This window comes from Chromatiales bacterium 21-64-14, from assembly GCA_002255365.1.
GTDB lineage: Bacteria > Pseudomonadota > Gammaproteobacteria > 21-64-14 > 21-64-14 > 21-64-14.
Genome location: NCBI01000002.1, coordinates 105,152 through 127,029, shown reverse-complemented (window position 1 = coordinate 127,029; position 21,878 = coordinate 105,152). Strand labels below are relative to the sequence as shown.

Genomic DNA, 21,878 nt, shown 5'->3' with positions numbered 1-21,878 from the left:
CGTGCCCGCTGGGGGTGCGGGTGCGCCAGGGTCTGCCCGGGTGATCGGGATCGCTCGCTGGCTGCTGTCCGGCGCTTTGATCTGCGCTACCGTGGCGGCGGTGGCGCGCAAGGTCTTCCTTGATGACCAGCGTGACCCGGCTGCGATCCGCCGCCAGTTTGCTAAACTCATCGAAATAGCCCGGCGCGACGGTTCCGCCCGGGCCATCGGCCACCCCTATCCGGAGACCCTCTCGGTACTGACGGAGCTGCTGCCCCGGTTGGCGGAGCGGCGGGTACGGCTGATTCCGGTCTCCAGGTTGATCGACCTCAACGCACGGGAGGTCCCCGCATGGCGCGCGTCCTTGTCCCACTAGCCGAAGGTTTTGAAGAGGTGGAGGCGGTTACGGTGATCGATCTGTTGCGGCGTGCCGGGATTCAGGTGGTCAGCGCCGGGCTCGAGTCCGGGCCGGTGACCGCTTCACGCGGCGTGGTGATTGTCCCGGACGCCGACCTCGACACCGTGATGGACGACCATTTCGACATGGTGGTCCTACCCGGCGGCGGTCCGGGAGCGGATCGACTGGATCGCGATCCGAGGATCCGGGCGCTGCTCCAGCGCATGGCCGACGCCGGTAAGTACACCGCCGCGATCTGCGCCGCCCCCAAGGTCCTGGGCCACGCGGGGCTGTTGACAGGGCGCGCCGCGACCAGTTTTCCCGGTGCCTTGGATGGAGTGGAGGTCCCCGGAATCCTCTACCGGGAGGACCCGGTGGTCGTTGATGGTCCGGTGATCACCTCCCGGGGACCGGGCACTGCCATGGACTTCACGCTCACCCTGATCGAGCACTTGGCGGGGGCGGAGCGCCGCCGTCAGGTGGAGTCGGGTCTTCAGCGCCCGTGACCCGCATCGCCACATCCCGATCTCTGGATTCTTCGCGAGGCCCCGCCTACCCATGAAGCTCATCGAGGTCGTTGCCGACGCCGGCTATGCGGATACCGTGGCCGGGATCGCGGAGCAGCACCAGGTCCTGGACATCTGGCAGGCCCCGACCGCGGAGGACGGGCGCTGCGCCATCCGGTTGTTGGTGGGCCCGGAAAACTCGCAGGTGGTTCTGGATGCCCTGCAGGGCGTGTTGGCGGGGAGCGATACCGCCCGGATCGTGCTCTCCCCAGTGGAAGCGGTGCTGCCGCGTCCGCCGGAGCCGCCGGCCCCGCCGACCGGCAGGGCGCCCGTCGCCGGGGCCACCCGTGAGGAACTCTACGAAGAAATTGAGCGCGGCGCACGGCTGGACGGCAACTTCCTGGTTCTGGTGGTGCTCTCAACGGTAGTGGCGGCGGTGGGTCTCGTTAAAGACAACGTGGCTGCGGTGGTCGGCGCCATGGTGATCGCGCCCCTGTTGGGTCCCAACCTCGCCTTGGCCCTGGGTACCGCCCTGGGGGACAGCGAACTGATGTGGCGCGCGCTGCGGACCAACTTGGCGGGGTTGTCCCTGGCACTGGTGTGCGCCATCGCCATGGGCTGGCTGTGGCCGGTGGATCTCCACAGCCATGAGCTGATTTCGCGCACCGTGGTTGGGATGGACGGGGTGGTGCTGGCCCTGGCATCCGGGGCGGCGGCGGTCCTGTCATTGACCACTGGCCTGCCCACGGTGCTGGTGGGGGTGATGGTGGCGGTGGCCCTGTTGCCTCCCACCGCGACCCTGGGATTGTTGCTAGGGGGTGGCCAAGTGCACTTGGCCTTTGGTGCCGGCCTCCTGTTGGCGGTCAACGTGGTGTGCGTCAACCTTTCCGCCAAGCTGGTGTTTCTGGTCAAAGGAATAAAGCCGCGGACGTGGCTGGAGAAGCGCAAGGCACGCCAGTCCATGACTACCTATGTCGTGATATGGCTGGTGAGCCTGGCCATTCTGGTGACCGCGATCTATCTGCATGCTACTTGATTGATGGCAGGTACAGTGCCGCGGACCGAGCCGCCGTGCGCGGGGACTGATGCGGTGCCTAGCCCGGTGAGAAATGCGGGCTAGCGGCGCCCGCCCAGCCAAGCGGCCAGCATCAGCAGGAGTCCCAGCCCGCTAAGCACCCAGCCCACCAGCGGCCCCCGGCCCAGCCACTGGGCCAAATCCACCGGCGCTCCGGTGAGCAGGGCGCCGCTGACCAGCAGGGCCGCTCCCGCCACCGCACGCACGGTGCGGCGGCTGGCGCGCCGTACTTCGTAGCGCAGCCGCTCAAGCTCCACCGATTTCCATTCGATCGCCAGGCGTCCGTGCTGGGCGCGGTGCAATACGTCGTACACGAGTTCGGGGAACTGCGGCAGCTTCTCGCCCCAGGCCGGAAGGTTGGTGCGGATGGTGTGCAAAAACGAACGAAACCCCACCTGCTCGCTCATCCAGCGTTCCAGGAACGGCTTGGCGGTTTGCCACAGGTCGAGATCCGGGTAGAGCTGGCGTCCGAGCCCTTCGATGTTGAGGAAGGTCTTCTGCAGCAGCACCAGCTGCGGCTGCACCTCCATGTTGAACCGGCGCGCGGTCTGGAACAAACGCACCAGCAGATAACCGAAAGAGATTTCCTTGAGCGGGCGCTCGAAGATCGGCTCGCACACAGTGCGGATGGCCGATTCGAACTCATCCACCCGGGTGTCCGCCGGTACCCAGCCGGACTCCACGTGCAGTTCCGCCACCCGCCGGTAGTCGCGACGGAAGAACGCAAGAAAATTTTCCGCGAGGTAGCGTTGGTCCACCGGGTTCAGGGTGCCCATGATCCCGAAGTCCACCGCCATGTAGCGGCCCTCGGGCGAGACGAAGATGTTGCCGGGGTGCATGTCCGCGTGGAAAAAATTGTTGCGGAATACCTGGGTGAAGAAAATCTCCACGCCCCGTTCCGACAGCAGCTTCAGGTCCACGCCCGCGGCGCGCAGGGCAGCCACGTCACTGACCGGCATCCCATAGATACGCTCCATCACCATGACGGCGCGCCGGCTCAACGGCCAGTGTATTTCGGGGACGTACAACAGCTCGGACCCGAGGAAGTTGCGGCGTAGTTGCGAGGCGTTGGCGGCCTCGCGCAGCAGGTCCAGTTCATCGTAGAGCGTCTTCTCGAACTCCGCTACAACGTCGCGTACATGCAGGCGTCGGCCCTCGCGCCAGTAACGCTCGGCGAGCCCGGCCACATAGTAGAGCAGCGCCACATCCCGGCGGATCTTGCCCTCGATGCCCGGCCGCACCACCTTGATCACGACCTCGCGGCCGTCCTCGAGCCGTGCCGCGTGGACCTGGGCGATGGAGGCTGAGGCCAGCGGCACCGCGTCGAACTCGCGGAAGACCTGCTCTGGGGCGCGCCCGTAGGCCCGCTCGATCAGGATCCGTGCCTGACTGCCGGGGAACGGCGGCACGCGGTCCTGGAGCTTCGCCAGTTCCTCGGCGATATCCGCCGGCAGCAGGTCGCGGCGGGTGGAAAGGCCCTGGCCGAATTTGACGAAGATGGGACCCAGGTCTTCCAGCGCCCGCCGGATCCGGGCGCCGCGGGGGGTGCGGCGGTCCCGCAGCCAGTAGCCTGGTGACAGGTACATCAAGAACCGGACCGGCCGGAACAGGTGGGTGGCGAGGACGATCTCTTCCAGGCCGTGGCGCAACAGCACCAGATTGATGTGCAGGACGCGCAGCGCCAGGGACGGGCGGATCACGGGCGGCGGTCCGGTGGTTCAGAGGTCGGCATGCGCGTGGGCTCTAGGGTTCGGCATCAGGGCGCTGTGTCCAGGTGGCGCAACAGCCGGGCCACCCGCGCCGCCAGCCGGTCGGTGGCGCTGCGCACGTTATCCACCGAGTCCATGTAGATGTCCACCTCGTCGCGGGTGGCAAGCTGACGGGACTCCTCGTGCAGATACTCGGAGAGGTCCAGGGCCAAGCGTTCCACGGTGCGCCGCGACCAGCCGGAGGCCGCCCGTGCCACGTTCCCCGCCTGGTGCGCGATTACGTCACCGGTTAGGTGGGACAACTGTTCTTCCCAGTCGACCTCCACATGATCCAGCACCTCCCGAAAGCGTTGGCCTAATTCGGTGTCGCCACTGATCTCGACCTCCCCTCCGAAGAGCGCGGCATCGGCGTTTCCAAGCCGCAGCCGCACGAGGCCGAGCAGCGTTGTGCGGATCCAGGTATCCGGGGCGCCGGTGTAGCGCTGCGTGAGCCGGACGCCGCCGGGGCCCGGCATCACATATACGGTGCTCCCGAGGCCGTCCAGTTCCAGCGCGATCACGCGGCCGGCGAAACCTTCCATATCCCGCAGTGCGTCCGGATCCAGCCGTAGGTAGCGGTTGAAGGCCCTCTCAAGGGCGGCCAGCACCCCGTCCCCGGGGTTCACAGCGCGTCCTCCAAGAGTCCCTGGAGATCCCGGCGCGACTCGTCCTCGCGGATCACGACGCTGCCGGCGATCTTGTCGTGAAAGCCCTGCTTGCGCCGATCCCAGCCGATCCATAGAAAGCCCAGTCCGAATGGTAGGATGGAGGCGAGATAGGCGAAATAGCGTACCGTCGCCTGGCGGATACCGAGCCTCGCCCGGGTGCGTGCATCCACTACTTGGCAGCCCAGCAACAGCTTGCCCGGGGTGCCGAGGAAGCGTACCCACATAAAGACCGTAAGGACCAGCGGGAGCACATAGTTTATGACCACGTTCTGCCAGCCATGCACCCCCAGGGGGTCTGCGTCGCTCGCGATTTCCTGCAAATAGGCGGGTCCGCGCAACAGGTAGAGCAGGGTCCCGGAAAGGAGGGCCAGCATCAGCACGTCGATGAGGGTGGCCGCGACGCGCCGCCAGAATCCCGCGTAGCACACTGTGCCGGCCGCCATCACAGACGGTATCCCCGATGCACGGCGGCGACGCCCGCGCTCAGGTTGAAGTATTCGCAACGCTCCAGTCCGGCGCGGGCCATCATGTCCTTGAGGGTCTCCTGGTCCGGGTGCATGCGGATCGATTCCGCCAGGTAACGGTAGCTGTCCGAGTCACCGGCGATCAGGCGTCCCATCAGGGGCAGCGCCTTGAACGAATACAGGTCGTACAGCGGCTGGATAGCCGCAAGCGTGGGTTGCGAAAACTCCAGGATCAGTACCCGCCCACCCGGGCGCAGCACCCGGTACATCGCACGCAGGGCGGCGTCCTTGTCGGTCACGTTGCGCAGGCCGAAGGCGATGGTGACGCAATCGAAGCTGCGCTCGGGGAACGGCAGCCGTTCGGCATCCGCCTGTACATAATCAAGATTGCCGGCATGGCCCCGATCTACCAGTCGGGCGCGGCCGCGCGCCAGCATGGCCCGGTTGATGTCTGCCAGCACCACGCGGCCCCGCGCCCCCGTCCGGGCTGCCAGGAGCGCGGCCAGGTCACCGGTGCCCCCCGCCAGGTCCAGCACATGCTGGCCCGGGCGGACCCCCGCCAGTTCCACCGCGTAGCGTTTCCAGAGCCGGTGGATGCCCAGGGACATCACGTCGTTCATCACGTCGTAGCGGTCCGCTACCGACTCGAATACCTCGCGTACGCGGCGCGCCTTCTCCTGAACCCCGACCCGCTGGAAACCAAAGTCGGTGATGTTGCGGTCCCTGTTGTCCTGGGCCATGGATGCGTGCTCCGCGAGGCGGGCGAGGGCTAGGTGCCCACCCGGGTCATCATGACGCTAGTGCGGCGGGGTTCAAGCCGGTCCCTGGTTTCGGTCTCTTGCGTCCAATAGTGCCCACTATGCCCTTCAGGGGATCGAAACCAAGCCCTGCATTTCCTACACGCAGGCGGCTCGGACAGATCCCAGGGAGTCTGGGCGATCATGAAGGGGTCCCACCCGAGCCGCCGTTGGTCGCCGGACTACGCCGCTGGCCGGCCGCCTCCAGACGCCGGAGGTAGTCCTGCCAATATTCGTTGTGGCGAACACCGAGGTCATGCAAGGTGTCCCAGGCATAGATGCCGGTGCTGTGTCCATCATCGAAATGCAGGCATACCGCGTAGGTTCCCACCGGTTCGATCTTGGTGATATTGACGTCCTGTTTGCCTACCTGCAACGTGCCGGTGCCGGGGCTGTGTCCGCGCACTTCAGCAGAGGGCGAGAAGACCCGCAGATACTCGCACGGAAGGTTGAAACGCGATCCGTCCGCGAAGGCAATCTCCAGGATGCGGGATTTCTGGTGCAGATTGATTTCGGTGGGCCGTACTTTGGTGTCGGTGTTCATGGTGGTCCTCGTGTTGTCAGGTGCCGGCTACCCCGCCGGGCGTGGCGGGTTGGCGGTCCCATAGACCGCGAATCGGCGATGCGTACAGGTGTCTACAGGATATACCGGCTCAGATCGTCGTCCGTTGCCAGGTCTCCCAGGTAGCGATCCACGTAGGCCGTGTCTATGGTTATGGTCTCGCCGTGGTGATCAGTGGCTTCCGCGGAGATGGTTTCCAGCAGGCGCTCCATCACGGTGTGGAGGCGCCGCGCGCCGATATTTTCCGTGCGCTCGTTCACCTGCCAGGCCACCTCCGCGATCCGCGCGACACCGTCACTGGTGAAGGTGAGCGTGACGCCTTCCGTGGCCATCAGTGCCGCGTACTGCTCGGTGAGCGATGCGTCCGGCTCGGTGAGGATCCGGGTGAAGTCCGCGACGCCCAGGGCATCCAGTTCCACCCGTATCGGCAGACGGCCCTGAAGCTCCGGGACCAGGTCTGAAGGCCTGGCAAGGTGGAATGCGCCGGATGCGATGAACAGGATGTGGTCGGTACGCACCATGCCGTACTTGGTGTTTACGGTGCAACCCTCTACCAGGGGCAGCAGGTCACGCTGCACGCCTTCGCGGGAGACATCGGGGCCACTGTACTCGCCGCGTTTCGCCACCTTGTCCAGTTCGTCCAGAAACACGATGCCGTTCTGTTCGACGTTTTGCAGTGCGCGGAGCTTGAGATCTTCCTCGTTGATCATCTTCCCCGCTTCTTCCTCGCGGACCAGCTTGACGGCGTCTTTGACTTTCAAGGTGCGCGCACGGGTACGCCCACCCGAGAGGTTCTGGAACAGGCCTTGAAGCTGGCTGGTCATCTCCTCCATGCCTGGTGGGGCCATGATTTCCACTCCCACCGGGGCCACCGGGAGCTCCAACTCGATTTCCCGCTCATCGAGTTCGCCGGCGTGCAGCATCCGGCGGAATTTCTCCCGGGTAGGGGTGTCGTGCTGTACCGGCTCGGCGTTGAAGCCGACGTTGCGGGGTTGCGGGAGCAGCGCCTCCAGAATGCGCTCGTCCGCCGCCGTCCGGGCGCGCTCCTGTACCTTGCCGATCTCCTCCTCACGGGTCATCTTCACGGCGGCGTCTACCAGGTCTCGGATGATGGACTCCACGTCGCGCCCCACGTAACCAACCTCGGTGAACTTGGTGGCCTCAACCTTGATGAACGGTGCGCTCGCCAAGCGTGCGAGGCGGCGCGCAATCTCGGTCTTCCCTACACCCGTGGGCCCGATCATCAAAATGTTCTTGGGCGTGATTTCGCTGCGCAGGGGTTCGGGGACCTGTTGACGCCGCCAGCGGTTGCGCATCGCGATGGCCACGGCGCGCTTGGCGGATGCCTGGCCGATGATGTGCTTGTCCAACTCCTGGATGATTTCTCTTGGGGTCATCTCGGACATGGTGTTTCCCGCTGGATAGGCCGTGGGCGAGGCGTTGAGCCCCGGCGCCCGCGCCCTCACAGCTCCTCGATGGTGAGGTTGCGGTTCGTGTAGATGCAGATTTCCGCTGCGATTTCCAAGGCCTTTTCGACGATGGTGCGGGCGTCAAGATCGGTATTTTCCGCAAGGGCGTGGGCGGCGGCTTGGGCGTAGGGCCCACCGGAGCCGATGGCCATAAGGCTGTGCTCCGGCTCGATCACGTCACCGGTGCCGGAGATGATCAGCGATGTAGACGTGTCCGCCACCGCCAGCAGCGCCTCCAGACGCCGCAGCGCACGATCGGTCCGCCATTCCTTGGCCAACTCCACGGCGGCGCGGGTCAGGTTGCCAGAGTGCTGCTCCAGCTTGCCCTCGAAGCGTTCGAAGAGTGTGAAGGCGTCCGCGGTTCCACCCGCGAACCCGGCGAGGATACGGTCGTGGTACAAGCGGCGTACCTTGCGGGCGTTGCCCTTCAGCACCACGTTGCCCATGGATACCTGGCCGTCCCCGCCCAGGGCGACCTTGCCGTTGCGGCGTACGGATACGATGGTGGTTCCGTGAAACTGTTCCACGGACGGGGCTCCAGGCTGCGTTAAGAGATCTTCGGAAACGAAGAATTGTACACGATTCCGGCGCCGGCCACGGGGTTGCGCTGCGCCGGCGGGCCACCGTCAACGGCGCTTGCGGGCGCGCGGGTGGGCCGCGTCGTAGACCCGGGCCAAGTGCTGGAAGTCCACATGGGTGTAAATCTGGGTGGTGCTGATGTCGGCGTGGCCCAACAGCTCCTGGACCGCCCGCAAGTCGCCACTGGACTCCAGCAGGTGGCTGGCAAAGGAGTGACGTAGCAGGTGCGGATGGACCCGGCCCTGGATGCCCTGGACCTGCGCCCAGTGGCGCAGGCGTCGCTGCACCGCCCGGGGGCCTAGCCGTCGTCCCTGCCGCCCGATGAACAGGGCGTTCCCCGAGCCGGGAGTGGCCAGCTCGGCCCGGGTTGCCAGCCATGCCATCAGCGCCGCGCGGGCGTGGCGGCCCACCGGGACCACCCGGGTCTTGGCGCCCTTGCCGGTGACCCGCACCGTGCCGTCGGGCAGGTCCACGTGTTCGCAGTCCAGGGCGAGGAGTTCGGCGAGCCGCAGCCCGGAGGAGTAGAACAGCTCCATCAGGGCGCGATCCCGTTGCGCGAGGGGCCCCGAGTCACCGATGGCCAGCAGGCGGGCGATTTGGTCGACGTCGAGGGTCGACGGAAGTCGGCGCGGCCCCTTGGGGGCGGACACGTCTGCCGCCGGATTGTGTTCCACCATCCGTTCCCGGAGCAGGTAGCGGTAGAAGGCGCGTACCGCCGACAGGGTGCGTTGTACGCTGCGTCCCGACTGTCCGGCGCGGTGGCGCTGGGCGGCGAAGGCCCGGATGTCCGCACTGGTGAGGCGATCCCAGCTCGCGATGTCTCGTGCGCGACAATAGGTCGTCAGGGCCGCCAAGTCGCGCCGGTAAGCGGAGTGGGTGTGGGGAGAATAGCGGCGCTCCGTGCGCAAGTGTTCCAGAAAGCGCCGGACCCAATCGGGAGCGGGCGCCGCCACGTCGGGTTAGCCGATGTGGGGGCGCAGGCTGTGACTCACCAGCTCCGCCATATGGCGCAGGAATACGGTACCCATGGCGGGGTGGAACCGGTGCGGATCCCGGCTCCCGATGGCCAGTAGCCCGAGGGTCTGGGTGTCCGCCAGGGGCAACAAGGCCCCCGATGCGATTTCCGCCGCCGCTTCACCGAACAGGAAGTCCAACTGCTGGCGCTTCAAACGGCCGCAGACCGGACGGCGCGCGTCCAGGATCTTCGCGAAATGGACCAGCCCCGGATCGTCCGCGGCAAGGGATTTCACGTGCGTGGGCGCGCCGAGGGTGACGGGTGCGCCGATGAGGCACAGGGCGATGGCATCGGCACGGAAGTCGTCGCGCAATACCCGATCCAGGGTTTCCAGGACGTCCCGCAGGTCGGTGGCGTCGGCCAGGGCCACGCTCAACTGCTGCATGCGCCCGGTCAGCTCTTCGTTGTCGCGCGCGGTCTGCACCATGTCCATCAGCTTGCGGCGCAGCTGCTGGTTCTGCTGACGCAACACCGTGACTTGACGTTCGATCAGGGATACTGCGGTGCCGGACGGGTGCGGAACCCGCAGGATGGCCAGAAGGGGCACGTGTTTTTCAAAGAAATCTGGGTGGTTGCGCAGATACTCCACGACCGCCTCTTCGGACACTGGTTCCTCGTCGACGCCTGCCTGCCGCGGGGTGCTCATAGCTCGATCTGACCTTCGAATACCCAGACTGCCGGGCCCGTCATCCACACGGACTTCCCTTCTCCGATCCAGGATACCACAAGTTCGCCGCCGGGCAGGCCCACGGATACCCGCTCCGCGAGCAGATTCCGCAGGCGTCCGGCAACCACCGCCGCGCAGGCGCCGGTGCCACAGGCCCGGGTCTCCCCGGCACCGCGCTCGAAGACTCGCAGCCGGGCGCGGGCGGGGTCCAATACCTGTAGAAAGCCCACGTTCACCCGGTGCGGGAAGCGTGGGTGGGATTCGATGGCTGGCCCCAGAAGATCCACCGGCGCCCGGTCCACGGAATCGACTACCAGCACCGCATGTGGATTACCCATGGATACGGCGCTGACGGGCACCACCTGACCCCCGACCTCAAGATCGTAAACTGGGGCGCGGGCCGGGGCGCGGAACGGGATCTGCTCAGGCTCCAGCCGGGGAACGCCCATGTCCACCGTCACGGACCCGTCCGCTTCCAGGCGGGTCCTTATGGGGCCCGCGGCGCTCTCCAGGCGCAGCTCGCGCTTGGGAGTGATGCCGCGGTCGTGGAGGTAGCGGGCGATGCAACGCACGCCGTTGCCGCACTGCTCGGCGACGCTGCCGTCGGCATTGTAGATTCCGTAACGAAAATCCGCGTGGGGGCCGGTGGCGGCGCTTACCACCAGGAGTTGGTCGCAGCCCACACCGAGGCGCCGATCGGCCAACTGCCGGACCTGGTCGGGAGTCAGGGCCAGGGGTTGCGCCAGGGTATCCACGATCACGAAATCGTTGCCGAGCCCTTGCATCTTGGTGAAAGCTACCTGCATCCCACCCACCGGGTTTGTGATTACATGGTGTCCGGCGCCGCCCCTGACGGGTATACCCGTCAGGGGCGGCGCGCGGAGGATTAAGCCAGTATATCGGTTTGGGTTGGAGACCACAGCGTGGACTGGGCCGCCCCGGGGCGCGCTCCCGCTCCGGGCCACGGGCCACGGGCTGGCCAGATGGCGGCCGCGGCCGCACAGATGGGGGGGCGCTTTGCACCCGCGCAGGGGCGATGAATACCGGCGTCGCTACCGAAATACCCGCAATCCTTTTATACAGGGATTACACTAAGCTCCGCCCGGCTGACCACGGCCCCGGGGCGGTAGAACGTGCGGTTCCGCTTAGCGGTTGCCAACCCCGCCAATTCAGAAAACCAAAAGCGCCCCCCCGAACGACTTTCGGCATGTCGTCGTAAAGCCCGCTACACCATTGCACGATGCGGATTCAGGGAGCGGGTGCGCAAAGTGCGGAAGCAACGTCCCCGGTATCCCCCCGGTGCTGGGGTGCGTACATGGTACAGGCCTTCCAATGTTCCCCCGAAAGTCATGGCGCGCCGGTGACGCTGACCCGCGAAGGTCCCGAGGCCGACGCGCGCAGACTACGAATCGAGCAGATCTAGGCTGCTTTCTACCAACAACCTGAGCGGGCTGGTCCTCAGTGCCATTGTCGCGGCCATTGCATGAGACGCTCTCCGACCGGGAGTATCAAATATTTCTCATGATCGCTGCCGGCAAAGCGGTATCGGAGATCGCCACCGAGTTATCGCTGAGCGTCAAGACGGTGAGCACCTATCGCATTCGCCAAACGTCGATTGGAAGCATGCCCGCACCCGTCCACGCTGTGTATCGGAGGAAGGCTGCTTATCAGGTCGGGGTTTTTCCTACCGGGGAGGGGTGCCGCCGACCCGTCCGTGAATGACCACGTGCCGGTCACCAACGGTGCGCATGATAAGGTGATCCAGTCCCGCCCCGACTAGCTGGGATCGGATTTCATCCGGGCGGAACGCGGCGCACAGCGACCGGTAGAAGTCCCGCTGCAGGATCTCCGGCTCGTTCCCGGCATAGGTCTCAACCAGCGCCAGCGCATCGCGCGGCGTGGGCGGCCGCAACAGGTCCATGACGAACACCGCCGCACCAGGCCGGGCGTGGCGGCGTATGCTTTGCCACAGCACCGCCGGATTGTGGAGGTGATGGAGCAGACTATTGGAGATGACCGCGTCGTAGGACTCGGCGCGCAGCTCGTTGCCGGGCAGGATACTGTGGATCAGGCGTACACGCCGGTCCAGGCCCGCGCGCCCGATCACCTCGCGGCCGAACCGCAGCATGTTCGCAGCGCCATCCACTGCGTCCATACTGCAATTGGGAAACGCGGCGGCGAACCGCCGCGTGATGTCACAGGGGCCGCACCCGAGATCCAGCACCCGTCCGGTGAGCTCCTGCCCTGGAAAGGCCTGCTGGAAATGTTCAACGAATGAGGCGTGGGCGGTCTCGAAATCCGCCGCCGCGTAGGCCTCGGCTTGTTTCGGGTCATCCATCAGTTCTGGTTCCGGGCGGCGATCCATAGAGTGGGCACCTGTTGGCGGAAAATTCCGAATGCAGTCTTCGTGGAGGTCCGTCAGAGGTCCGGTCTTTGCAGGCTGGGTAGATCCGGGCGCTGGATTTCGGGCGGTTCGATTTGCGGGCGCTCTATCTCCGGGTGTTCAATTTCGGGGCGCGTTACCTCGGGCGGCTCCATGTGTGGGTTGCTGGCTCCCGGTTTGTCCGCCCCACCTGCATCGGGTAGGCGCGGGGCCTGGGGCGTCTCGATCCGTATCGCCTCCAGGGCCCCGTCCGGGCGCAGGCGACCGACGAATACCAGCGGGCGGCCGGCGGCCGCACGGATCCGGGCCTGGATTGACGGCTTCGCGGTCAGGGGGTAACGGATAACGATCCCATTGCTGGACAGCCGGTCGCCCCGGGGTGGCGCCGCGGCGTAGCCTTCCATCTCCACGTATTCGCCGCGGCCGCCCGGCAGCGCCCGCACCGGACGCAACTGGGTCCCTTCTGGGAGCTTGCCCAGGTAGTGACCTTCCACCCGCACCTGCTCGCCGGTACGGATAGTGTCCAGCGCAGTGGCCTTCACCGCCACCGGTTGAGTGCCGATCCGGATTACGCCGCGTTCCCGGTCGACGCCGGCGACCGTGCCTTGCAGAATGAAGCGCTGGGACGCGGGTACGCGTTGTGCGCGGTACAGCCGGGTAACCCGCGTCGCGACCCAGGCCCCGTTGCCCTTCGCGAGCGCGCTGACTGCCACCACGTCTCCCCGGTGCAATGCCACCGGTCCGTTATCAGGCCCTTCTATCCGTGCCGCAGGGGCCAGATATACTCGCTGGCCGAGCACCGTAAACCGCGCACCGGCACCGGTAACTTCGTCCACCCGGCCGAGCAGGGCGTGTTCTACCTGGATGTATTGGGCTTGGCCGGTACGGGAGCCCGGGTCCGCGCTACCCCGCACGATGACGATATCGCCGATGTGCAGGGCCTGCCCAGTGGACGGTTGCCCGTCTACGGTGACCCGGGTCGTGGCGTTCAGGAAGTATTCGCGGCCGTTGACGAAGACGCTTCCAAAGGCTTGGATCTGCCCGAAGCCGGTAATGCCGGTGCCGCCGATCCCCCCGCCGGGGGATCCGCCCAGCAGCACACCACAGAACGCTGCCAGGAACAGCCCGATCGGTAAACGCAGACGCTTAATCGGAGTCGAGCGGGTCACCACCGGTATCCTCCTCGTAGTAATACACACCTAGGCGCATCCGCCTGCGCGGTCGGCTCCCGGACTCCGTGCCCACGGTGTTCGCGCTCATCAGCCGCTGGTTTGCTTGACGTAGCAAGGGATCGGCGAGACGCATCAGCTCCGGGCGCAGTCGCTCCAATTCATCCGCGGGGATCGCGTCATGATACAGGGCGCGCTCCAGGTACGGTGCCTGGGGCGTGGACAGGTTGTGGAGCGCGGAGCGCAGGTGGTCCCCCACGTTGGCAGCCAGAAACTCCAACTTCTCCTCCGCCACTGGCGAGACGTAGGCAGTGCGCAGCAACCGGATCTGCCCGCCCGGGGCCTCCTCCGCCACGCCGACCCGCAGCAGTTCATCCAGCACCGACCTGGCTCGGAGGTCCGCCTTGACGGAGCGCACCAGCGCCTCGAAACTGGGCCCGCCGCGCGGGTCACGCAGGGGAACCGGACGCGGTTCTCCCGCGGCGTCCAGGTAGTCCGGATCAGACACCCAGGTCCCGACCACGCGGGCCGCCACATTGACGCCCCTGCGTGGTGCCGACGCACCACCATCCTCGGCCAGCTCGTCCTTCAAGCGTTTGATTTCTTTGCGATGAATGCCGGTGAGTAGGCTCAAATGGCTATCCGTGAGCCGACCACGGGTCCCCGCCCCATGCTCCGCTTCCGCTTCGCCCACATAGAGCGGCTTGAGGAGTTCGCACAGCGCGGGGTAACCCCAGCCCTGGCGAATCAGATAACGCACCAGGGGCCGCAGCAGTTCCACCAGCGCCGATTTGAGAGTGGCTTCCAGCATGGTCCCCACGGGGCCGGTGTGTGACCGGCTTCACAGCTTCAAGCTTGACGGTTGACCGTGGGTAAATTTCCCACTATGATGCACATTGTATCAATTATAAGTGAAATGTAAAGGGTATATGGGTTTTAGTAGCGGGAAATATTACCACAATGGTTCGTCGCCGCTGGGGGGCCGGAGGCGTCGGATGGTCACTCGGGACATGGCAGAGGAGATCGAAATGCGTCGCAAGCAATTGGCAGTGGCCCTGGTGACGGCAGCCGCCCTGACGGCGGGGGCTGCCCAGGCCGCCCAGGGGACTCCGTCCACCACCGTGGGGGTACAGCCTTCGTTCTTTGAGGGCAATTTCGGTACCACCAGCAACGTTCAGATCTGGTACCTGCCCACGTACATCAAATATCGGGACCGCAATGCCCAATTGAAGCTCACCATTCCGTACATCACGGTCAAGAGCAGCGGGGCGCTGGTGTCTGGTGGCACCGTGATCGGCAAATCCGGCCAGGGCGCCAGCCAGACCAGCAGCGGACTGGGGGACATCTGGCTCGAAGGCGACTACACGCTGCGGGGCAGCGGTGCCATGCCTGATCTGGTTCCCTACGCCAAGGTCAAATTCGGTACCGCTTCCCGTTCGAAGGGTTTAGGCACGGGCGAGAACGACTATGAGTTCGGCATGGGGGCCAATGCCGTATTGGGTACCCGCCTCTTCCCGTTCGCCCAGGTGGGATACCGAGTCGTTGGGTCTCCGCCCAATCTCGCCCTACGCAATATCGTGACCTACGAAGCCGGTGGAAGCCTGCGGGTCGCGGAGGGGCAATTCTTTACCCTGATGTATTCCGGCCATCAGTCGGAGCAAGCCGGTTTCCAGCCGACGTCCGATGCACTCGTCGCCTGGAATTATGACCTGAGACCTGGAACCGGGGTCCAGGTGTTCGGTGACCTGGGGCTGAGCAGCGGAAGCCCGGACTACGGCGTCGGCCTCGGGGCACACGTTCGGTTCTGATCTCAATGGCAAGGAGGTACGTATCATGAAATGCAGTATGAAACGTTATCTGTTGGTATCGGCCCTGTCCGCACTGGGTCTGGTGGCAGGTCCCGCCGTGGCGGCCAGCGCTAGTGCCAGTGTCCACCTGTCCGCCGCGGCGGCCGCCGATCAGGGTGGCCTGCGCGACAGCAACTCCCTAGTCGTCGCTGCCGCGACGCCCGCGGACCCCAATGCCCCGGGAGACGCCGCGACTCCAGCGGTTCCTGGCAATGCTACCGCAGAGAGTCAGGTGGAGATGAACCGCCCGGTGGAGCAGGGGCCCGACATGGACCGTCCCCACGCCGACAGGCCTGACATCGACAAGCCTGACGTCGACAAGCCTGAGATTGAGAAACCCGAAATCGAGAAGCCCGAGATCCAGAGGCCAGAGATCCAGAGGCCAGAGATCGATCGTCCCGAGATCAACCGGCCGGAAGTCGACTGAGCTGTCAAGTGGCCCGGGGACGGCGGCGCCTCGCTTTCCCCGGGCTTTTTTTACAATCTGGCGTTAAACACCATGCTCGGACAGTCCCGAGCCCGTATCTCTCCGCCATCATGCTGTGATCCACCCCCGCACGTGCCGAATACTGGTGAGAGTTGCGCGCTCGTCCAAAGCGGCTCAGGGGGGTACAGACTCTCCCTCCAGCAGCGCCTCCAGGGTTTCTCGGGACCGTACCAGCCAGGACCCGGCCCCGTCCACCAGCACCTCCGCGGCCCGTGGCCGCGTGTTGTAATTGGAGCTCATGGAAAAGCCGTAGGCCCCGGCGCTGCGCACCGCCAGGAGGTCGCCGGGCGCGATCGCGAGGCGTCGCTCCTTACCCAGGAAGTCCCCAGTTTCACAGACCGCACCCACCACGTCGTAGTCTTGTGGAGCCAGACCGGCGCGGGGTTCGACGGGCAAAATTTCGTGCCAGGCACCGTACAGGGCTGGGCGCACCAAGTCGTTCATCGCCGCGTCCACGATGGCGAAATTGCGGTGGCTGGTGTGCTTGAGATACTCCACCCGGGTAAGCAGTACCCCCGCGTTGGCGACGATCGCCCGGCCCGGCTCAATCAGCAGTTCAAAATCCCGGCCACTGAGGGCTTCCAACAGCGTGCGGATGTACTGGTCCGGAGGCGGGGGGCATTCGTCCCGGTAACGCACCCCCAGGCCACCTCCGAGATCCAGATGCCGGATGGAGATGCCCTCGTTCTCCAGTTGATCCACCAGCTCCAGGATCCGCCTCAGGGCGGCGACGAAGGGTCCCGTGTCCGTGAGCTGCGATCCGATGTGACAGTCCACGCCCACTACCTCCAGGTGGCGGGCGTGGGACGCGCGCCGGTACAGCGCAAGGGCGCTCGCCACGTCCACGCCGAATTTGTTCTCCTTCAGCCCAGTGGCGATATAAGGGTGGGTTCCCGCATCCACGTCCGGGTTGACCCGCAGGGACACTGGAGCCCGCAGACCCAATTCCTGCGCGATCTGTTCCAGCCGGTCCAGCTCCGCAGCGGATTCCACATTGAAACAGCGGATGCCGACCTCCAGCGCGCGGCGCATCTCGTCCGCCCGCTTGCCCACGCCGGAGAACACGACCTTCCCGGGGTCCCCGCCGGCGCGCAGCACGCGCTCGAGCTCCCCCACCGAGACGATGTCGAAACCGGAGCCCAGGCGGGCCAGTACACCCAGGATCCCCAGATTGGCGTTGGCCTTGACCGCGTAACACACCAGATGGCGGCGTCCCGCCAGGGCCCGATCGAAGGCGTGCCAGTGCCGCTCGACGGTGGCCCGGGAGTACACATAGCACGGCGTGCCATGCGCCGCGGCCAGCTCGACGAGATCCACCTCTTCGGCAAACAAACGCCCGTCACGGTAGTGGAAGTGATCCATCGGCTGGGGCAGGAGTCTTAGGGTTGAGGTGCCGGGCGGGGCGGTTCGTGGGCCCTACCGTGGTCCGAATGCTGAGCCGGCTGTGCCGCGGGCGGCAAATACAAAGGGCCCTTCTGGCCGCAGCCGGACAAGGGCGCGGCGACCAGCACGGCGGCGAGGATCCATGGCAGAATACGGGGCAGTTGGTCGGGCATGGGGTTGCGGCAGCCGCTTGGGTCTCAGGAAGTCCAGAGTATAAGCCGGTTCAGGACCTCGTCACCATGGACACATCGGACCACAGCCCATGAACGGCCTGGAGCTGATCGCCGCCCTGGCGATGCTGGTGGGTCTGCTGTTGCTGTATCTCGGGGGCCGTGGTCTGCGCCGGCGCCGCCTACTGTTGGGCGGGTTGGCGGGTGCCGGTGGATTGGCCACGCTGGCGGCGGCGGGTTTACTGATGGCGCTGGCGGTCAATCTCTACACCTACCAGCGGCTGACTGCGGAACAGCCGGTTGCGGAGCTCGCGTTTTCCCGGCTCGGGCCGCAGCACTACCGCGTGCGGCTGGTGCGCCCGGGTGTCCCGCCGGCCAACTTCGAACTGGAAGGCGACCAATGGCAGCTCGACGCGCGGATCCTGAAATGGCGCGGCGTCGCGGTATTGCTAGGCCTCGACACCCGTTATCGTCTGGAGCGCCTCAGCGGGCGTTATGCCAGCCTCGTCCAGGCCCGCGACGGCTTCCACAGCGTATACGATCTGGCGCCGGCCGGAGGGTTGGATCCGTGGTCATTGGCGCGACGCTACGAGCGGTGGCTCCCGTGGGTGGATGCCTACTATGGAAGTGCCACCTATCTGCCCATGGCCGATGGCGCGGTTTACACAGTCTCGGTCACCACCTCCGGATTGCTCGCGCGGGCGCAGAACCGTCCCGCGCGGCGTGCCGTGGAGGGTTGGCGATGAACCGCGGTGCCCGCGCCGGCGTGGGTTTCCCGGTGCCGCTCTTGACCGCAGGCCGATTCTGTTGATCGACTATGCGGACTCCGACGCCTGCCTGGAGCTTGAGCCTGCTGGCCCAGTGACGGCCAGCGTCATCTGGTTGCACGGCCTGGGGGCCGATGGGCATGATTTCGTGCCGGTGGCACCGGAGCTGAAACTGCCGCCCAGCGCCGGGATCCGCTTCGTCTTTCCCCATGCCCCGTACCGGCCGGTAACGATCAATGGCGGCATGCGGATGCGTGCCTGGTACGACATCGTGCCGGCGCCGCCGGGATGGCGCGAGGATCCGCAAGGAATCCGCGAATCCGCAGACCGGTTGCGGGACTTGATCCAGCGCGAGGTACAGCGCGGCGTACCCACCCGGCGCCTGGTCCTCGCCGGCTTTTCCCAGGGCGGCGCGGTAGTTCTGCATACGGCGTTGCGCTACCCGGAGCGGCTCGCGGGGGTCCTTGCCCTGTCCACCTATCTACCCATGGCGGAGACCTGCGCTGCCGAGATCCAGCCGCCGGGCCGGGATGTACCGATCTTCATGGCCCATGGCAGTGACGACCCGGTGATCCCGTTGGCGGCGGCCGAGCGCTCGCGACGGGAGTTGGCCGGTTTGGGTTGTCGTGTCGAGTGGCGTTGTTACCCGATGCCCCACTCGGTGTGTCCCACCGAGGTGCAAGACATCGGGCGGTGGCTGCGGAAGATCCTGGCGCCCGATAAAATCCCGGGGGCATGAACTGCCGGGTGTCAGCCGCTGCGCTCGGGGGCCAACTGTCCTAACGCACGGTTGAGACGCTCCTCGATTTGTTTCTTGTAGTTCAGGAAATGGATGGTCTGAAGCACGCCTTGGGTATCTGAGCCGAGGGTCGCGCGGGGCAGATCGATATCGGTTATGTAGATCGGATAGCGCTCGCCCCCCTGCCTGCGCTGCAGAATGTGGCGCGTGAATTCCTGATAGACCTCATCCCCGTACTGGAGTGAAGAAAATTCCCGGTGGTCGCAGTAAAACGTGTAGTCGGTATGATCTCCGACGGAATGCGCAATCACCTGCACGTCAAAATAATTCCGCGCCGGTTTCGGCCGTACATATCGCGCCGGTTCCACATGCCAGTGCTCAAGCCCGGTCTTGACGATCCGGTAATACTCGACTTCATCGCGTCCCGCCACCCCAGGTTGGCCCCCGGGTGGCGGCGCGCGCCGATGCCGCACCGCTTCGAGGAAGCGTTGAAACTGACTGAGGAGCGCAGTCTCGTCGTCGAACGCCAGGGCTTGGTGGAACAGAGATGCGCGTTCGTCCACCACATAGATATCAGCCCGATCGCCGTTCAGGTGATAGAAAAACTGCACGACCCCAGGGCGGTTCGTTTCGAAGATCAGGGGCAGGGGTGTCTCGCGCAGGGTTTGGGGGTCGACGATTACCGGACTGAAGTCGTCCTGTGGCGCGGCGAGCCGATCGAGCAGCCCCGTGAGAGAGACGACCTGATCCCACCTGGGCACCCGGTTCTCCGGCTGCAGGACGTAGTAGCGGTGCCCGACCCGCAACACATAGCGGGCCGTGTCCGATTTACAGAGCCCGTAGAAGCAGTTCACCACGTCCTGGAACAGGCCCTCGATGCGCTGCCCGATCAGCGATCCGCGCGTGGACGACAGGCAGTAGGTGGCGGGGACGCGCGGGACCACGCCACTGCCTTGGGGTGCCCAGGCCAGGTAGTCGCACAGGCAGTCCAGCAGTGCGTTCTCACCGCAATAGCGGAAGGTCAATACCTCCTGCCAACTGGTCAGCACCACCAAATCGAAGGTTACGGACAGGTTTTCCCACCGGCCTCCGTAGCACAGAGCATCCGTCCGGTTGCTCGTCAGGTGCATCCCCTGTCGGGTCAGGTGGGCCATGGGATCGATGCCGAGGTTGACGAACAACAACGCATGCAGGACTCGCGGGGAACGTGCCAGCTCCTCGATCCGAGCGTCTCCGAGGGAGATCGTCGGGAAGCTGCGGTGCAGGCACCCCAATACCCCGTGCAGTTCGCTGTGGCTCACTTCGCAGTCGCGAGTGTGCAGCCCGATCACCGTGCCGTGGTCCACGAGTTTGTTGAAGTAACACCAGGTGAGGAGTTCTACCAGTCCGTGCGCGCGTTTCAATGGCGCGTCCCGGCGCGCCTGCTCCTCGTCTACCTCGTCCCGGAACAGTAACCATTTCTGCTGGTCGGTCCCGCTCTCCGCTTGGTGGATCGTCAACCGTTCCTCAACGAGATTGGATGAGATGCCTGGGTTGATGAACTCGATTTTTCCGGCCTTGCGTTCAAAAGCCGCGTAGAGTTTGCGGCCCAGAGTATTCAGATCCAATGGGTCGATGGATGGGTGCTCGCCATGTTCACGGGCGAAATCGGAGAGCATGCGGTAGCTGCCGGTGAGCTGGTCCACCAGCATCCGGCGCTCCTCGAGAACCCGGTGGATCTTCCACGACGCGCGCGTGTCCAGTACGTGCAGGTCAACTGGGGTCCATCCCCATTCGCGTGTGAGGGCGCGCATTACCTCCCGGCGGTGGCTGGTGCGCGACGGAAGGCCCGGCTCACTCAGCCGCTCGTTGACCTTGAAATAGAAGCAACGCCGGGACAGTTCCACCCGCGCTTGGTCGCCGCGGCTCCGCAGGTGCTCTTCGACCTTGGCGGCCATCATGACATAAGGGTCGAGGCGGTCCAGATCGGTTTCGCCTTCGTACACCGCCCGCTTGAAGCGCAGACTCAGCAGGTCCACGTTTGGGTATTCGGTGGCGTAGGCTTCCATGAGCAGGATCTTGATCATCGATTTGTAGGGCGAATCGATCGCCTTGTAGAGCTGCCACAGCGACGCCCCCAGAAACTCACCCGGTGGTATATGCGCGAGGCCTCCGAAATCGATATCCTCGTTCGCGTGCACAAAACGACGACGCTTCAAGTCCCGCACATAGTCGTCGTAGTAGGCCTCCGCCTCCGGCGGGACCAGCCACCATACCGGGAAACGTCCGGCGAGAAGCAGGCCGGTGCGGTAGAACTCGTCGAGCAGGAGTTGGTGCTGAATATTGCCGCTGCTGTCCGTGGACAGAGGCTCCTCGCCACCGTTGCGGAATCGCTCGGCGTCTATAATGAAGAAGTGGACCTCCAGGGCCAGGCTGCGGGCCCACTGGCTGATCTGCTGGGCTTTGCGGCGCAGGGCGGTGCGCTGGTCGCGGTTGAGGCCCGGGTGGTGGCAGACCCATACATCGAAGTCGCTCTTCTCAGAATAGGCGATGGTGCCGCTGCTGCCCATCAGATAGAGGGCGAATATCTGATAGGACGGCAGTGCGCGCTTCTGATACTGGAAGCTGCGCGCCAGTTGGTGGGCCGCTTCAACGCTGCGTTTGGCCGGAGAGTAGTCCGAGATCCCGTACGGGGTTTGCTTGGAGACGTAGCCCGGCAGGAGCGCGTGGTTGGTGTGGAACAGCAGCGGCAGCATATCCAGGAAAGAGCGTTGCCTCGGGCGCAGGGCGCCCCGCAGGCGCTGCAAGCGCTCCCGGTTGATGGCATAAAAGCGCCGTTTGATCTGCCGCAGATCGACGTCGTCGGTGAAGCGCCGGTGCGTGAGAACGTTTGCCACCATGGTGCCGTGGATATCGGCAACTGTGACGGAATCTACAGTCCGGACCCCGTTGCAGGGTACGGTGATTATCTGCAATCAAATGAATTTACGATGCTTTACGCCGATTCGGCGTGCGCCACCCAGCCGGG

24 protein-coding genes are annotated in these 21,878 nt (G+C 65.3%); 8 read left to right on the top strand and 16 right to left on the bottom strand.

What is annotated here, in order from left to right; genetic code table 11:
- The first annotated feature begins 1 nt into the window (after position 1).
- Genes B7Z66_02760 through B7Z66_02750 form a run of 3 tightly spaced genes read left to right on the top strand, consistent with a single transcriptional unit; the run spans position 2 to position 1,918 of the window.
- Positions 2-355, top strand: a complete 354-nt coding sequence (locus B7Z66_02760) for a hypothetical protein (GenBank protein ID OYV77923.1) — start codon at positions 2-4, stop codon at positions 353-355.
- A complete protein-coding gene (locus B7Z66_02755; GenBank protein ID OYV77922.1) occupies positions 331-882 on the top strand; it encodes a DJ-1 family protein in 552 nt (183 codons plus the stop codon). Before B7Z66_02760 ends, B7Z66_02755 begins: the two co-directional genes overlap by 25 nt.
- Before the next feature lie 52 nt (positions 883-934).
- Positions 935-1,918, top strand: coding sequence for a TIGR00341 family protein (locus B7Z66_02750; protein ID OYV77921.1), 984 nt, complete (start codon positions 935-937; stop codon positions 1,916-1,918).
- Between the two features lie 80 nt (positions 1,919-1,998).
- Here the strand turns inward: B7Z66_02750 and B7Z66_02745 are convergent, their stop codons facing one another.
- From B7Z66_02745 to B7Z66_02700, 10 genes are all read right to left on the bottom strand, one after another.
- Positions 1,999-3,657: a ubiquinone biosynthesis regulatory protein kinase UbiB gene (locus B7Z66_02745; protein OYV77920.1), complete on the bottom strand. Its 1,659-nt coding sequence runs from the start codon at positions 3,655-3,657 to the stop codon at positions 1,999-2,001.
- 56 nt (positions 3,658-3,713) lie between these two features.
- The gene (locus B7Z66_02740; protein ID OYV77919.1) at positions 3,714-4,445 is read right to left on the bottom strand and encodes a hypothetical protein; all 732 of its coding nucleotides are present in this window, start codon (positions 4,443-4,445) and stop codon (positions 3,714-3,716) included.
- On the bottom strand, positions 4,328-4,816 hold the full coding sequence (locus B7Z66_02735; protein OYV77958.1) for a hypothetical protein: 489 nt from the start codon (positions 4,814-4,816) through the stop codon (positions 4,328-4,330). The genes B7Z66_02740 and B7Z66_02735 overlap by 118 nt, the downstream gene beginning before the upstream one ends.
- A complete protein-coding gene (locus B7Z66_02730) occupies positions 4,816-5,577 on the bottom strand; it encodes a bifunctional demethylmenaquinone methyltransferase/2-methoxy-6-polyprenyl-1,4-benzoquinol methylase (protein OYV77918.1) in 762 nt (253 codons plus the stop codon). The genes B7Z66_02735 and B7Z66_02730 overlap by 1 nt, the downstream gene beginning before the upstream one ends.
- A gap of 199 nt (positions 5,578-5,776) precedes the next feature.
- Complete coding sequence (locus B7Z66_02725; GenBank protein ID OYV77917.1) at positions 5,777-6,178, bottom strand: 1-(5-phosphoribosyl)-5-((5-phosphoribosylamino)methylideneamino)imidazole-4-carboxamide isomerase; 402 nt, start codon at positions 6,176-6,178, stop codon at positions 5,777-5,779.
- 92 nt (positions 6,179-6,270) lie between these two features.
- Positions 6,271-7,602 (bottom strand): HslU--HslV peptidase ATPase subunit, encoded by a 1,332-nt coding sequence (locus B7Z66_02720; GenBank protein ID OYV77916.1) that lies wholly within the window; start codon positions 7,600-7,602, stop codon positions 6,271-6,273.
- Positions 7,603-7,658: 56 nt separating this feature from the next.
- A complete protein-coding gene (locus B7Z66_02715; protein ID OYV77915.1) occupies positions 7,659-8,192 on the bottom strand; it encodes an HslU--HslV peptidase proteolytic subunit in 534 nt (177 codons plus the stop codon).
- A gap of 99 nt (positions 8,193-8,291) precedes the next feature.
- The gene (locus tag B7Z66_02710; protein ID OYV77914.1) at positions 8,292-9,197 is read right to left on the bottom strand and encodes a tyrosine recombinase XerC; all 906 of its coding nucleotides are present in this window, start codon (positions 9,195-9,197) and stop codon (positions 8,292-8,294) included.
- A 6-nt stretch (positions 9,198-9,203) separates the two neighbouring features.
- Positions 9,204-9,905: a hypothetical protein gene (locus B7Z66_02705; GenBank protein ID OYV77913.1), complete on the bottom strand. Its 702-nt coding sequence runs from the start codon at positions 9,903-9,905 to the stop codon at positions 9,204-9,206.
- Entirely contained in the window at positions 9,902-10,732 is an 831-nt protein-coding gene (locus B7Z66_02700; GenBank protein OYV77912.1) for a diaminopimelate epimerase, read from the bottom strand. Before B7Z66_02700 ends, B7Z66_02705 begins: the two co-directional genes overlap by 4 nt.
- A gap of 715 nt (positions 10,733-11,447) precedes the next feature.
- Between B7Z66_02700 and B7Z66_02695 the strand changes: the two genes are divergently transcribed.
- Positions 11,448-11,648, top strand: a complete 201-nt coding sequence (locus tag B7Z66_02695; GenBank protein ID OYV77957.1) for a hypothetical protein — start codon at positions 11,448-11,450, stop codon at positions 11,646-11,648.
- Here the strand turns inward: B7Z66_02695 and B7Z66_02690 are convergent.
- The 3 genes from B7Z66_02690 to B7Z66_02680 are packed head-to-tail and all read right to left on the bottom strand — an operon-like array spanning position 11,611 to position 14,289.
- Complete coding sequence (locus B7Z66_02690; GenBank protein ID OYV77911.1) at positions 11,611-12,291, bottom strand: SAM-dependent methyltransferase; 681 nt, start codon at positions 12,289-12,291, stop codon at positions 11,611-11,613. The genes B7Z66_02695 and B7Z66_02690 overlap by 38 nt on opposite strands.
- Before the next feature lie 53 nt (positions 12,292-12,344).
- Positions 12,345-13,481 (bottom strand): hypothetical protein, encoded by a 1,137-nt coding sequence (locus tag B7Z66_02685; GenBank protein OYV77910.1) that lies wholly within the window; start codon positions 13,479-13,481, stop codon positions 12,345-12,347.
- Positions 13,456-14,289 (bottom strand): hypothetical protein, encoded by an 834-nt coding sequence (locus B7Z66_02680; GenBank protein OYV77909.1) that lies wholly within the window; start codon positions 14,287-14,289, stop codon positions 13,456-13,458. The genes B7Z66_02685 and B7Z66_02680 overlap by 26 nt, the downstream gene beginning before the upstream one ends.
- A 232-nt stretch (positions 14,290-14,521) precedes the next feature.
- Between B7Z66_02680 and B7Z66_02675 the strand changes: the two genes are divergently transcribed.
- Together B7Z66_02675 and B7Z66_02670 are read left to right on the top strand one after the other, a co-directional pair.
- Entirely contained in the window at positions 14,522-15,286 is a 765-nt protein-coding gene (locus B7Z66_02675; GenBank protein ID OYV77956.1) for a hypothetical protein, read from the top strand.
- Positions 15,287-15,311: 25 nt separating this feature from the next.
- A complete protein-coding gene (locus tag B7Z66_02670) occupies positions 15,312-15,752 on the top strand; it encodes a hypothetical protein (GenBank protein ID OYV77908.1) in 441 nt (146 codons plus the stop codon).
- A gap of 174 nt (positions 15,753-15,926) precedes the next feature.
- On the opposite strand, the gene B7Z66_02665 is transcribed toward B7Z66_02670, so the two are convergent.
- Together B7Z66_02665 and B7Z66_02660 are read right to left on the bottom strand one after the other, a co-directional pair.
- A complete protein-coding gene (locus tag B7Z66_02665) occupies positions 15,927-17,174 on the bottom strand; it encodes a diaminopimelate decarboxylase (protein ID OYV77907.1) in 1,248 nt (415 codons plus the stop codon).
- 17 nt (positions 17,175-17,191) lie between these two features.
- Positions 17,192-17,368: a hypothetical protein gene (locus B7Z66_02660; protein OYV77906.1), complete on the bottom strand. Its 177-nt coding sequence runs from the start codon at positions 17,366-17,368 to the stop codon at positions 17,192-17,194.
- An 89-nt stretch (positions 17,369-17,457) separates the two neighbouring features.
- Between B7Z66_02660 and B7Z66_02655 the strand changes: the two genes are divergently transcribed.
- Together B7Z66_02655 and B7Z66_02650 are read left to right on the top strand one after the other, a co-directional pair.
- Positions 17,458-18,111 (top strand): hypothetical protein, encoded by a 654-nt coding sequence (locus B7Z66_02655; GenBank protein OYV77905.1) that lies wholly within the window; start codon positions 17,458-17,460, stop codon positions 18,109-18,111.
- On the top strand, positions 18,017-18,871 hold the full coding sequence (locus B7Z66_02650) for a hypothetical protein (protein OYV77904.1): 855 nt from the start codon (positions 18,017-18,019) through the stop codon (positions 18,869-18,871). Before B7Z66_02655 ends, B7Z66_02650 begins: the two co-directional genes overlap by 95 nt.
- A gap of 11 nt (positions 18,872-18,882) precedes the next feature.
- On the opposite strand, the gene B7Z66_02645 is transcribed toward B7Z66_02650, so the two are convergent.
- Positions 18,883-21,750, bottom strand: coding sequence for a hypothetical protein (locus B7Z66_02645; protein OYV77903.1), 2,868 nt, complete (start codon positions 21,748-21,750; stop codon positions 18,883-18,885).
- Positions 21,751-21,878: the final 128 nt, after the last annotated feature.